Origin of the sequence: Foliimonas ilicis (genome assembly GCF_039939195.1) — a bacterium.
In the GTDB taxonomy this organism is placed as follows: domain Bacteria; phylum Pseudomonadota; class Alphaproteobacteria; order Rhizobiales; family Rhizobiaceae; genus Foliimonas; species Foliimonas ilicis.
The window spans coordinates 135,636-148,644 of record NZ_JBDUUH010000004.1 but is presented as its reverse complement, the minus strand read 5'-3'; the positions used below and the strand labels follow the sequence as shown (position 1 = coordinate 148,644).

At 59.3% G+C, this 13,009-nt stretch carries 10 protein-coding genes; 5 read left to right on the top strand and 5 right to left on the bottom strand.

Annotated elements, in window-relative coordinates; genetic code table 11:
* Positions 1–196: 196 nt before the first annotated feature.
* Positions 197–907: a nitroreductase gene (locus tag ABFT80_RS11065; RefSeq protein WP_347971966.1), complete on the top strand. Its 711-nt coding sequence runs from the start codon at positions 197–199 to the stop codon at positions 905–907.
* Positions 908–940: 33 nt separating this feature from the next.
* Here the strand turns inward: ABFT80_RS11065 and ABFT80_RS11060 are convergent, their stop codons facing one another.
* From ABFT80_RS11060 to ABFT80_RS11040, 5 genes are all read right to left on the bottom strand, one after another.
* Positions 941–1,759, bottom strand: coding sequence for an alpha/beta fold hydrolase (locus ABFT80_RS11060; RefSeq protein ID WP_347971965.1), 819 nt, complete (start codon positions 1,757–1,759; stop codon positions 941–943).
* 62 nt (positions 1,760–1,821) lie between these two features.
* Positions 1,822–2,409, bottom strand: coding sequence for a sarcosine oxidase subunit gamma (locus tag ABFT80_RS11055; RefSeq protein WP_347971964.1), 588 nt, complete (start codon positions 2,407–2,409; stop codon positions 1,822–1,824).
* A complete protein-coding gene (locus ABFT80_RS11050; RefSeq protein ID WP_347971963.1) occupies positions 2,402–5,404 on the bottom strand; it encodes a sarcosine oxidase subunit alpha family protein in 3,003 nt (1,000 codons plus the stop codon). The genes ABFT80_RS11055 and ABFT80_RS11050 overlap by 8 nt, the downstream gene beginning before the upstream one ends.
* Complete coding sequence (locus tag ABFT80_RS11045) at positions 5,401–5,661, bottom strand: sarcosine oxidase subunit delta family protein (RefSeq protein ID WP_347971962.1); 261 nt, start codon at positions 5,659–5,661, stop codon at positions 5,401–5,403. The genes ABFT80_RS11050 and ABFT80_RS11045 overlap by 4 nt, the downstream gene beginning before the upstream one ends.
* Positions 5,662–5,674: 13 nt before the next feature.
* Positions 5,675–6,934: a sarcosine oxidase subunit beta family protein gene (locus tag ABFT80_RS11040; RefSeq protein WP_347971961.1), complete on the bottom strand. Its 1,260-nt coding sequence runs from the start codon at positions 6,932–6,934 to the stop codon at positions 5,675–5,677.
* Between the two features lie 198 nt (positions 6,935–7,132).
* Here ABFT80_RS11040 and ABFT80_RS11035 point away from each other — a divergent pair, with 198 nt between their 5' ends.
* The 4 genes from ABFT80_RS11035 (at position 7,133) to ABFT80_RS11020 (ending at position 12,962) form a co-directional block, all read left to right on the top strand.
* The gene (locus tag ABFT80_RS11035) at positions 7,133–9,577 is read left to right on the top strand and encodes a mechanosensitive ion channel family protein (protein WP_347971960.1); all 2,445 of its coding nucleotides are present in this window, start codon (positions 7,133–7,135) and stop codon (positions 9,575–9,577) included.
* A gap of 135 nt (positions 9,578–9,712) precedes the next feature.
* On the top strand, positions 9,713–9,973 hold the full coding sequence (locus ABFT80_RS11030; RefSeq protein WP_347971959.1) for a hypothetical protein: 261 nt from the start codon (positions 9,713–9,715) through the stop codon (positions 9,971–9,973).
* Positions 9,974–10,170: 197 nt separating this feature from the next.
* A complete protein-coding gene (locus ABFT80_RS11025) occupies positions 10,171–11,610 on the top strand; it encodes a UbiA family prenyltransferase (protein ID WP_347971958.1) in 1,440 nt (479 codons plus the stop codon).
* Positions 11,607–12,962 carry an FAD-binding oxidoreductase gene (locus ABFT80_RS11020; protein ID WP_455189926.1) on the top strand — a complete coding sequence of 452 codons (1,356 nt, stop codon included), beginning with the start codon at positions 11,607–11,609 and terminating at the stop codon, positions 12,960–12,962. Before ABFT80_RS11025 ends, ABFT80_RS11020 begins: the two co-directional genes overlap by 4 nt.
* Positions 12,963–13,009: the final 47 nt, after the last annotated feature.

Genomic DNA, 13,009 nt, shown 5'->3' with positions numbered 1-13,009 from the left:
ATTTCAAGTATAATTTCATGGGGTGCCGTCGCTCTTGCGAAGTGGGCGAGGGTGGTGCAAATGCAGTCTTCGGACGTGATCTGAGGGACGCCCGCTCGAAATCAGCATCAGGGTCGGAAGCTGGCGATGCATCCGAACAGACGGTGTCTCACCATCCGGCCTTATAATTGAGTTCATATCCCAGGGACGACCAGACATGCTGGCACCTAAAAAGACGACCCATGTGGCGGATGAAACCGCCATGGTGGACGATGCAATTCTTTCGCGACGCTCCGTGCGCGCTTTCCTGCCGGACCCGGTGGACGAGCAGGCGATCAAGGACATTCTCGAAGTCGCATCGCGCGCGCCATCCGGCACGAATATGCAGCCGTGGAAAGTTTACATCGCAACCGGCGAGACGCGGCAGCAGATCGGCGATGCGATCCTGAATTCAGGCATTCGCGCCGAAAAGGTCGCGTGGGACGAATACAAATATTATCCCGACCAGTTTTTTGAACCCTATTTGCAGCGTCGCCGCGAAAACGGTTTCGGCCTTTACGGCGTGCTTGGCATCGGCCGCCGCGACGTCGATAAGATGCGCGCCCAGCATGACCGCAATTTCGTGTTTTTCGATGCGCCGGTCGGCATGATCTTCACGATCGACCGCAGGCTGAACAAGGGTTCGTGGATCGATTACGGCATGTTCCTGCAAAACATCATGATTGCGGCGCGGGGGCGGGGGCTGCACACCTGCCCGCAGGCGGCGTTCGCGCCTTATCACAAGCAGATAAGGCCAATCCTCGACATTCCCGAAGAGGAGATCGTCGTGTGCGGCATGGCGCTTGGTTACGAGGATACGTCGAAGGTCGAAAACACCTTCCGTACGCCGCGTGCACCGCTGGAAGACTGGGTCAAGTTCTGCAAATAACCGGCAGCGTTTCCGCCGCCGGTCTTTTATTCCTTACGACAGGAATTTCAGCAGATCGTTGTTCAAACGGTCCGCAGCAGTGTGGTAGAGGCCATGCGGCTGGTTTTCGTAAATTCTGTATTCCGCCTTCGGCAGCAGTTTTGTCGTTACCCCGGCTGAAGCGTCGATCGGCACTGTCTTGTCATCATCGCCATGGATGATGAGGGTCGGGATGTCGAATTTGGCGAGATCAGCCCGGAAATCCGTGCCGGAGAATGCGCGCACGCAATCCAGTGTCGCCTTCGGTGAGGCAAGCATCGCGACCTGACTTGTCCAATCCAGCATTGCACTGCTGACTGGATGATTCAGCATCGAGGCACCGAAGAACTGCTTGCCGAAATCGCCCAGAAAGGCGGGCCGGTCTTTCTTGATGCCTTCAATAATGTCATCGAAGACCTTCTGCGGCACGCCGGTATCGTTCTCGGCGGTCTTGAGCAGATATGGCGTGACGGCGGAAATCAGCACGGCTTTTGAAAGGCGCGACGTGCCGTTTTTGCCGATGTAGCGGGCGACTTCGCCGCCACCCATCGAGAAGCCGACGAGAGAAGCGTCCTTGAGATTGAGCTTTTCGATGATGGTTTTCAGATCGTCGGCGAATGTATCGTAGTCATAACCCGAATAGGGCTGGCTCGACCGACCGAAGCCGCGCCTGTCGTAGGTGATGACGCGAAAGCCGTTTTCGGCGAGAAACAGCGACTGGTGTTCCCACATGTCGCCGTCGAGCGGCCAACCGTGGATGAGCACGACCGGCTTGCCGCTGCCCCAATCATTGTAGAAAAGCTCTGTACCGTCTGAAGTCTTGATGAATGGCATGCCGGGTGTCTCCTTGGACGTTGAGGAGAAATAACTTCCGGCATGCTGAGACGTTCCGTCGCCTACCTGACTTCATAGCCCACTTCTTCGGCCGCGTGGCACAGCACGTGCCAGAAGCTGCGGGCGAATGAGCGGAAGACGTAGAGGTCGAATTGCGAGGGGCCGGTTCGCTGGATTTGCGTGAAAATCTCGTGATGCGTGGTCGAGCGGCCCGCACCTTCGGGAAAGGCGGATGGCGAAAAATCCAGAGCGAAGATTTTTGCCAGAACCCATTCTGCTTTCGGGCCAAATACGCGAAGTGCCGTGCGGCCATGTGAAAGATCGGTGACTGTGCCGATTGCTTCCGAAACGCCTGCGGTCAGGCGGTTTGCCAAATCTTCACTGTCATCCATGATTAGAAATCTGCGCGGTGCGATGCCGAACGCGGCTTTTCCATCGACCGATGTTCCGGCACCTGGCCCATCACCGAAGGAAAGCCCGGTGACGCTGGAAATGGCAGCTATAAGTGCCTTCTCCTGCCCCGGCCAGCCTGCAACCTGAACGATGGAGCCGGGTGCGGTTTCGCTGAGAGTGACACCGGTTCCGCGCGTGAAATTTCCAAGCGAGCCGGGTTTCAGGACCGGCTGCAAAGGCGACAATTGATCAACCATGCATGCGGCTCCCTTCAGGGTCGTACATATGATGACTCACGATCTCGACAGGACCGAACCTGTTTCTGAGCGGATCGGAGATGAAGGCGCGGCTGCCATGGCGGGTCTTGCCGCCCTTGACCAGCGCAAGCCCGATATACTGGCCGAAGACCGGCGAGTAGCACATGGCCGTGACATGGCCGAGCGAGTTGCGCGGCGCGCCTTCTTCCAATTGCTCGACGATGTGAGCGCCGCCGTTGAAAGGCCGGTTGTCGAGCGATTTGATGCCGACGAGCTGGAGCCTGTCTTCGCGCAGAAACCCCTCGCGGTTCATCATGGCTGAGCCGATGAAGGGCTTCTTCTTCGAGATCATCCAGTTGAGGTGCAGATCGTTGGCGCTGGTGCGCCCGTCGATTTCCGCGCCCGTCACATGGCCTTTTTCGATGCGCAACGTGCCAAGCGCTTCCAGCCCGTAAGGAACGATGCCGAAGCTTTCGCCAGCGCGCAGAAGCGCTTCCCAGACGTAAGTTCCATGGCCCGACCCGCAATAGACCTCATAGGCCAACTCACCGGAGAAGGAGAGGCGGCAGATGACGACCGGCGCTTCGCCGATGCGGCCATGCACGATGCCCATGAATGGCAGTGTCGTGTTCTCGAGAGCGGTTTCGGTGACGCAGGCGGCGAGCACGTCGCGCGCCTTCGGCCCGGCGATTGCAGCACCCGCCCATTGGTCGGTAACGGAGGTGACATGCACTTTGAGGTCCGGCCAAATCACGTCGAGGAAATATTCCAGATGCTGCATGACCTTGCCCGCATTGGCCGTGGTCGTCGTCATCAGGAAATCGTTTTGCCCAAGACGCCAAGTCGTACCGTCATCCATAGCGAGGCCGTCCTCGCGCAGCATCAGGCCGTAGCGTGCCTTGCCGATGGCAAGCGTCGAGAACATGTTGGTGTAGACGCGGTCGAGGAATTCGGCCGCATCCGGCCCCTGAACCGCGATCTTGCCGAGCGTCGAGACGTCGACCAGGCCGACGCCTTCGCGCACCGTTTTCGCTTCGCGCACATAGGCCTGCTCGACCGTTTCGCCGGAGTCGGCATAAATCATCGGGCGGAACCACAGGCCCGCCGAATACATGCACGCGCCGTTCTCGACATGCCAATCGTGCATCGGCGTCAGGCGTTCGGGCTTGATGTCGCCGTAGCGTTCGGCGGCAAGCGAACCTGCAGATACGGGCGCGAAGGGCGGGCGGAAACGGGTCGTGCCGACTTCCGGGATCGGCTTGCCGAGCGCTTCGGCCATGATGGCGAGGCCTGGAATGTTGGACGTCTTGCCCTGATCGGTTGCCATGCCGAGCGTCGTGTAGCGCTTGAGGTGCTCGACCGAGACGAAGCCTTCGCGGTGCGCGAGACGAACGTCTTCAGCCGTCACATCGTGCTGATAATCGACGAACGCCTTACCCTTCGCGCCGATTTCGAAAACCGGCGCGGGGCGCAAATCCAGCAAAGTGCCGGAAACGCCCGGCGTGTCGATTTCTTCTTCCGCGATACCTGCGGCAAGCGAACCGGCGCGGTGGCCGTCATCGATGGCTTCAGTGGTCGCGAAATTGCCGCGGAACGCGCCTGCGCCGATCCAGTTCTGGCCGTTCGCATCGGGTTCCGGTGGCAGGAATGCCTGAAGCTCATCGCTCCACACGGCCTTCGCGCCTGCCTGGCTTGCCAGATGGATCGTCGGCGACCAGCCGCCGGACACGATCAGGCTGTCGGCATGGATGCTGCGCGCATCGCCGGAAAGGGAGCGGGTGGCGAGATCGAATTTCTGGACTTTCAGACCCGAAAGCTTCTTGCCGCCTTCGGTTGCGACGACTGCGTGGCCGGTCAGGAATTCGCCGCCGATTTCGCTCGCCAAGGCGCGCGCGGCTTCGGAAATCTCGGTGCGCACATCGGCAATTGCCACAATGTCCGCACCTGCCTTTTTCAGCGCGAGTGCGGCGCGATAGGCGCTGTCATTGTTGGTCAGCACCGCGATTTTGCGGCCCGGCAGAACACCAAACTGATTGGCGTAGCGTTCTGCTGCACTGGCAAGCATGACGCCCGGCATATCATTGCCGGGGAAAACGAGCGGGCGTTCGAAAGAGCCGGTCGCCAGAACGACCGAGCCGGTGCGGATAAGCCAATAGCGATGGCGCGGCTCGCCCTTTTCCGGTGCTGCCTTGTGGTCCGAAACGCGTTCGAGCGCGGCCAGCGTGTTGCCATCATAATAGCCCCAGACCGTGGTGCGGGACAGGAGCTTCACATTGCTGAAACCGGAGAGTTCGCGGATCGTCTTCGATGCCCATTCGGCGCTGCTTTCGCCGTCGATGGTTTCCGAAGACCAGTTGGCTGAGCCGCCGAAGCGCGCTTCGAGATCGGTAAGGATCACGCGTTTTCCCGACTTCGCCGCAGCCATGGCGGCGGCCAGACCGGCAGGGCCGGAACCGACGATAAGCACGTCGCAGAAAGCGTTCATGCGCTCATAGCGCGCCGTGTCTTTTTCGATGCCTGCGCGTCCCAAACCGGCCGCGCGGCGAATGAACTTTTCGCAGAACATCCAGAAGCGCGTGCCCTTCAAAGGGCCGAATACCGGACCCATGAAGGTCTTGTAGTAGAAGCCCGCCGAAAGCAGGCTGCCTGCAAGCTGGTTTACCGCGCTGACGTCGAAAGCAAGGCTTGGGAAGCGGTTCTGGCTGACGACGGTAAGCCCGTCGTAAATTTCCAGCAGCGTTGCCGGAATGTTCGGCTCGCGGATTTCGCCGTTCAGCACGGTGACGAGCGCGTTGGGTTCATCGACGCCAGCGGTCAACACGCCGCGCGGGCGGTGGTACTTGAACGAGCGTGCGAACAGCGTCACGCCATTGGCGAGAAGCGCGGAGGCCAGCGTGTCGCCGGGATGGCCGCTGAAAGCGCGCCCGTCGAAGGTGAAGCGGATGGTGCGCGTGCGGTCGATCAGCCCGCCAATATCGGTGCGTCTGCCGCTCATGATGCGCGCTCCATGAAGCTGACGCTCGAAATTACGTGGGTGAGGGTGTCGCGAACGACGCGCAGATGCGCGCGGCATCCGCCGGAGTGCTGCCAGATTTCATTGTGCTCGCCGGCCGGGTTCAGCCGCTCGTAAACATAGGTGTTCCAGGCGGCCTGATCGGTCGAGGCCTGATCCGGGCGCGGGCGGTTGCCGTCTCCCTGATAGGTGTATTCGGAAGCGTCGCGCGGGCCGCAATAGGGGCAGGTAATCAGCATCGGAATGTCCGCTTCAATGAAGGCGGGGCGTTGCGCCCTGGCCCTTGTCGTCGATCACGAGGCCGCGTTGGAAACGGTCGAGCGTGAATGGCGCGTTCAGTTCGTGCGGCGCGTCCTTGGCGATCGTCCAGGCGAAGCAAAAGCCCGAAGCTGGCGTCGCCTTGAAGCCGCCATAACACCAGCCGGTGTTCAGATACATGCCGGGCAGCGGGCCAGTGGTGATGATCGGCGAGCCGTCCATCGACATGTCGCAGACGCCGCCCCATGAGCGCAGCACGCGAAGGCGCGCCAGCCCCGGAAAGAGCGTCAGCATTTCGCTCATCACATCTTCGACGATGGGCAGATTTCCGCGCTGGGCGTAGCTGTTGTAGCCGTCGATGTCGCCGCCATAGACGAGGCCGCCCTTGTCGGATTGCGAAACATAAAAGTGGCCCATGCCGAAGGTCATGACAGTGTCGAGGATCGGCTTGACCGATTCCGAGACGAATGCCTGAAGCACATGGCTTTCGATGGGCATCGTGTCGATGCCTGCAAGCTTCATGACGCGACCGGTTGAGCCCGCGACGGCGACCGCGACCTTTTTCGCGCGGATTTCGCCGCGCGTGGTGGTGACGCCGACGATCTTGTCGCCTTCACGCAGAAAGCCGGTGACTTCGCAATTTTCAAGGATGTCGACGCCGCGCCGGTCCGCGCCGCGTGCATAGCCCCATGCGACGGCGTCGTGGCGTGCGGTGCCAGCACTGCGCTGCATCAGGCCGCCGAGGATCGGGAAGCGTGCCGTGTTCGAAATGTCGAGGCCGGGCGCCAGTCGTGCAATCTGTGCTGGTGTCATCAATTCTGCATCGACGCCCTCATGGCGCATGGCGTTGCCCTTGCGGGCGAGCTCGTCGATCTGGCCGGGCGTATGGGCGAGATTGAGCACGCCGCGCTGCGAGAACATGACGTTGTAGTTCAGATCGTGCGAGAGATTTTCCCAAAGCTTCATCGAATGCTCGTAGAAGCGGATATTTTCAGGCAAGAGGTAGTTCGAGCGCACGGCGGTCGTGTTGCGGCCGACGTTGCCGGAGCCCAGATAGCCCTTTTCCAGCACGGCGACATTGGTGATGCCGTGTTCTTTCGCCAGATAATAGGCGGTGGAAAGTCCGTGTCCGCCACCGCCGACGATAATCACGTCGTAGGAGGGTTTGGGGTCTGGCTTGCGCCATGCCGGTTTCCAGTCCTTGTTGCCATTCAACGCGTTCTTGAGAAGCGCGAAGGCTGAATATTCGGCCATGATTCCAGTTTCCGGTTAGGCAATGCGGCAGACTATAGAGCAGGGCAGCCCATGAAAGCCAAGATTGCGCCATGGCTTTTCAACTGTCCGACTTCCTGCCGGTATAAATTTCAGGCGACTTGCCCGAAAACAACCGCATCTTTATCAGTATGTGGCCTATACGGCCAATCGCTCGAGCTTGTGAGTCGTCCGCGAACCATGTCCTTCTCTACGATCAGTCGCATCGCCGCTTTTATCATTCTGCTTTTCTGCTCGCCATTGATGGCGCAGCCGGCGGCTGTGCCCGCCAGTGGCTCATCGCTGGTCGAGACGCAGCAACGGGTGATCGAGGGTATCTCGAAGCGCGTCGACGAGATCGAAAAGAAAGTCTCGGCCGATGAGACCGACGACAACAAGCTGCTCGAAGTCCGCATGCGGCTTGAAACGCTGGTGCAGGAGGCGCTGCAGAGCGGCGTTGCCTTCCGTCCGCGCCTTTCCGAAATAAACGGGCGTCTCGAGCAACTCGGCCCGGCCCCGGCGGATGGGGCAACGCCCGAACCTGATCTGGTGCGCACCGAACGGCAGAATCTGCTTGCAGAGAAGGCGGAAATAAACGCCGTGCTCGGTCTGGCCGAGAATTTGTCGATACGCATCAGCGCGCTTATCGAGAAAATTGTCGAATTGCGGCGCGATCTGTTCGCGAAACTTTTGACGAGCCGCTACGATGTCAATTACGGGCTGTTCGGCGATGTATGGGCGGCATTCCACAGTGAAGGAATGAAGCTCTACCGCGTCATTTCCTCCTGGCTGACTTTCGTCTTCAATTTCAAACTCGAATCCGTCATCGCCGCCACGCTGCTCGCACTGATTGCGGCGGCGGTCATGTTGTTCGGCGGAAGGCGCCTGTTCGGCAGGGCGTTCGAGGCAAATGAAGACGTTGAGGATCCGTCCTATCTCAGCCGTCTGTCGGTTGCTTTCTGGTCGACGCTCGTTCCCTCTGTGTCGCTCGCCGTGTTTTTCGGCGTCATCTATTTTCTATATGACTATTTCGCGATCCTGCGTGGCGACATCGGCATCATGCTGTGGTCACTCGTCTACGTCGTATCGATCGTGTTTTTCGTTCACCGGTTGAGCGTTGCGGTGCTATCGCCGAAGCTGCCGAACTGGCGCCTGATACCTGTAGAGACGAAACCGGCGCGATTTCTGGTCCTGCTGATCTTCGCGACCGCCTTTTTCTCCGGCCTGGATTCGTTTCTGAGCACGGTCTACCGCGTGCTTGGTTCCCCTCTGCAATTGACGGTGGGCGAGGCACTTATCTCCACGGTTATCATCGGCATATTGGTGATATTCATCGCGCTGGTGAAGCCGTTTTCGGACGAGGAAGGCCAGCCGAAGCCATGGCCGCGGCTGCTTCGCTATCTGCTGTTTGTGCTTGGCGGCGGAACGATCATCTCGGCGCTGCTCGGCTATATCGGTCTGTCGCGCTTTCTCTCGCAGCAGATCGTGGTCAATGGCGCGATACTGACGACAATGTATATCGGCTTCCTGTCGGCGCGGGCCGTATCGGAAGAGGGCGGCTTTGCCTCGACCGGCTTCGGCCAATGGTATCAGCGTTTCTTCAATTCGGAAGAAAGCTCGCTCGACCAGATGGGGCTGCTGGCCAGCATCGCCATCAACATATTCATCGTGCTGGTCGGTCTGCCGTTGATACTTCTGCAATGGGGTTTCCAGTTCGGCGATATGCAGACCTGGCTCTATAAATTCGCGACGGGCTTCCAGATCGGAACATTCTCGTTCTCGCCCATCGGCTTGTTGAGCGGCATTCTGATCTTCGCTGTCGTTTATTTCATCGTGCGCTGGTTCCAGGGCTGGCTCGACGGCTCCGTGATGGCGCGTGGCAAGGTCGATGCCGGCGTGCGCAATTCCATCCGGCTGGTCGTCGGCTATGCCGGTATCGCGCTGGCCCTCATCATGGGCATCTCGGCTGCGGGGCTTGACCTTTCCAATCTCGCACTCGTCGCCGGTGCGCTCTCTCTGGGTATCGGCTTTGGTCTCCAGAATATCGTGTCGAACTTCGTTTCGGGCCTGATCCTGCTGGTAGAGCGGCCGTTCAAGGTCGGTGACTGGGTGGTTGCGGGCGCCTTTTCCGGCACGGTGCGCAAGATCAGCGTGCGCGCTACCGAGATCGAGACCTTCCAGCGCCAGACGGTCATCCTGCCCAATTCCGAATTCATCAACAGCGCGGTCGGCAATTGGACGCATCGCAACAAGATTGGCCGCGTCGATATAAAGGTGAATATCGCCTATGACAGCGACATCAAGCAGGCACATGCGCTCCTGCTTGAAATCGCGCGGTCGCATCCGCTGGTGCTGAAAAATCCCGAACCTTTCGTGCTTTTTGCGAATTTCGGCACTGCCGCAGTCGAATTCGAGGTTCGCGTGTTCCTTGCCGACATCAACAATGGCGGAACGGTCCAGAACGATATCCGGTTTGCGATACTGGAGGCGTTCGACGAGGCCGATATCGATATTCCTTCGACCGCGCGCGAACATTGGCGGGCCGCCAAAGAGGCCGAACCCGATACCGAAATCTATGTCGAGCAGGACGATCCGGTCCCCGAAGAACCGGCAGGAAAGCGCAAACGCAAACCCGATCCGGCCTAGCTCCCGCGTCAAGTCACAAAATGTGGCGTGAACGTGTCATTCAGTTGCGGTTCAGTTTCGCTGTCCTATAAGGTGCATGCAAAGGGCGAAAATGCCTTGCATGGCAACAGGGACGGTGGAAACACCGGAAAGACGATGAACAAGTTCTGCGTTACGTTTGCGGCGATGCTGGTGTCCGGTTCTGCGTTTGCGGCAAGTGCAGTCAACCGGGACGCGGAAACGCGTACTCTGATCGTCACTGAAGGCAGCAGCAAGTCCGAACTCGCAATCGCATCGGGCCAGACCGTCGATTTCTGCGACAGCGGCTGCTTCGTCACCATGCCCAATGGCGACCGCGAAGCACTGACCGGCAGCGAGAGCATCGAGATCATCGACGGCACTGCGCGTATCAAGTAATCGCCGAGTAAAAGCCGATTTGTGAAGGCCGGGATTTCCCGGCCTTTTCTGTTTGTGGTAACAACGTTTTAACGATGCAATATGAAATGCGGACTGAAAGGGAGCGGCTTGTCCTCCAGTTTACAGTTCCGTAGGCCAAAAAGGCTATAGCACCCGAGACAAAACGGGGCAGTACTGTGAACGCTGGGCAAAAAGCAATGGATTTGCGGCCGCAAAGCAAAGCAATTCCGCTTGCCGTCGATCTCGACGGCACCTTGATCGTGACCGATCTTCTTTGGGAGGGATTGTTCCTTCTGTTAAGAAAGCATCCCTTTTGCATTTTTCTATTGCCGTTCTGGCTTTTGAAAGGCCCGGCCGGGCTGAAACAGGCGATTGCGCAGCGCATCGACATTGAACCTGCCACATTGCCTTACCGTGAAGAGCTGATGGTTCGACTTCGCCAGGAGCGAGCGCGGGGACGCAGCATCGTGCTGGCCACCGGCACGCCGCGCAAATTCGCCGAAGCCATCGCGCGCCATCTGGGCGTATTCGATGCGGTTCTTGCAACGGACGGGTTCGACAATCTCACCTCGGCCAGAAAACGCGCTGCACTTGTATCGGCCTATGGCGATGGCGGTTTCGATTACGCAGGCAATAGCCGTCACGATTTGAAGGTCTTCGACGCTGCCCGCGAGGCTATCATCGTCGCACCCGATCGGGCCGCGGCTCGCTGGCATGCGAAGAATGGCGGCGAGCTGATGCCCGGATCGCAGCCGACGCTCCGATCCGTGCGCAAGATGCTGCGTGTGCATCAATGGCTGAAGAATTCGCTGATCGCCGTGCCGATGGTGCTTTCGCATGAATATCTGAACTTTCAGATGTTCGTCGAATGCCTGCTCGCGTTCATTTCGTTCAGCGCTGCGGCATCCGCAATCTATATCATCAATGATTTTTTCGATCTTTCGCTGGACCGCAAGCATCCGACCAAGCGCGAGCGCCCCTTCGCAAGCGGCGCGCTTTCGATCCCCTTCGGGTTGAGCTCCACCTTCGTTCTGCTCTGCATCAGCTTTGCTGCCGCAGCGTTTCTGCCGTGGCAGTTCGCTGTTACGCTGCTTGGCTATCTGATTGCGACGACGGCCTATTCCGTCGCAGTGAAACGTATGCTGCTGATCGACGTGCTGACGCTGGCGGGCCTCTACACGATGCGCATTCTCGCCGGTGCCGCCGCCACGGAAGTCGATGTGTCCTTCTGGCTGCTTGCCTTCTCCATCTTCTTTTTCCTATCCTTCGCACTGGTCAAACGCTTCGTTGAGTTGCGCTCCTCCGACCTCGTGCGGGGCGAGCGGATCGCCGGTCGCGGCTACCGCGCCGAAGATCAGGATGTCATCGCGCAGGCAGGCATGGCATCGGCCTTTTCGGCGGTGCTGGTTCTGGCGCTCTACATCGACAGCGCGGCCGTACGCGAACTTTACCCGCATCCGTGGATGGTCTGGCCGCTGGCGCCCATCGTTCTCTACCTCACCATGCGCGTCTGGATTCTGGCGCGGCGCGACGAGATGAATGACGATCCGGTCGTCTTCATCATCAGGGATTGGCGCAGCCAGCTTTTCATCCTCGGCGGTGCGCTGATGCTTTTGGGGGCGGGGCTTTGGGACTGAGCGCCAATCGCTATAAAAGCTTCGGGCTTGCCGGGCAGCGCGAACCGCGCGCCATGAATGCAGTGGATGCCGTTGCGCTACTGCAGTCGGGAAAGGCTGCGAAAGATTCCCTGCTGGCTTATGGCAATGGCCGTTCCTATGGCGATACCTGCCAGAACAGCGGCGGTTCGCTTGTCGATATGCGCCCGATGAAGCGCATCATTTCGTTTCATGAAGAAACCGGCGTTCTGGAAGCCGAAGCCGGCGTTTTCCTAGCCGACATAATTGCCTATGCCGCGCCATACGGCTTCTTTCCGGCAGTCGTTCCGGGCACGCAATTCGTGACGCTGGGCGGCGCGATTGCCAATGATGTCCATGGTAAGAACCACCATCGTCGCGGCACGTTCGGCTGCCATGTCGAATCCTTCACGCTGCTGCGTTCTGACGGCACTATTCATGAATGCTCGTTGAGTTCGAACACGCGCCTGTTCTGGGCGACGATCGGCGGAATGGGGCTGACCGGCATCGTTTTGACCGCGCGTATCCGGCTTATGCGCGTGCCATCGCTCGATATTGTCGAGGAAGTTAGGCCGTTCGGAAACCTCGAAGAGTTCTTCGGACTTGTCGGTTCGGCGGATGAAGAAAACGAATATGCGGTAGCGTGGATCGATCAGCTTGCGGGCGGACGTGGTGCGGGCAGGGGCCTGCTCTTCACCGGCAATCACGCAAAAAGCGGATCGCGGGCCGTTGGTGATGCACAGTCGCGGCTCTCGGTGCCGTTCCAGCCGCCGCTCAACGTGTTGAACCGGCCGTTCCTGACGGCGTTCAACGCCGCTTATCGCTGGAAGAAGAGCCGTTCAACCGCGCCGCATAACGTCAATTACCAAGGCTTCTTCTTCCCGCTGGACGGTGTCGGCGATTGGAACAGGCTTTACGGTCCAAGGGGCCTTTTCCAGCACCAGAGCGTGCTGCCGGAAGACAGCGCGCGCTTTGCTGTGCCGATCATGCTCGAGGCTGCGCGCAAGGCAGGGCAGGGTTCGTTCCTGACCGTGCTCAAGCGCTTCGGCAATGCACGCTCGCCGGGCATCCTGTCGTTTCCGAGGCCGGGTTTCACGCTGACGCTCGATTTTCCAAATCGCGGCGAGAAGACCTTGAAGCTGCTGCGCGAACTCGATGCGATTACCGTCGATGCAGGCGGCGCGGTCAATCCGTACAAGGATGCGCGCATGAGCGCCGAGACGTTTTGCGCGTCATTCCCGGGCTGGCAGCGGCTGGAACTGCTTCGCGATCCGGCGTTCACATCGGACTTCTGGAACAGGACTGCAAAGGTGCTTCAGGCGCGGCATTGCGGGGATGCACAGGCCGCAGAATAAAAGAGGTATTTCCGTAAAATTATCACTATAATTTCACGGAATATTTC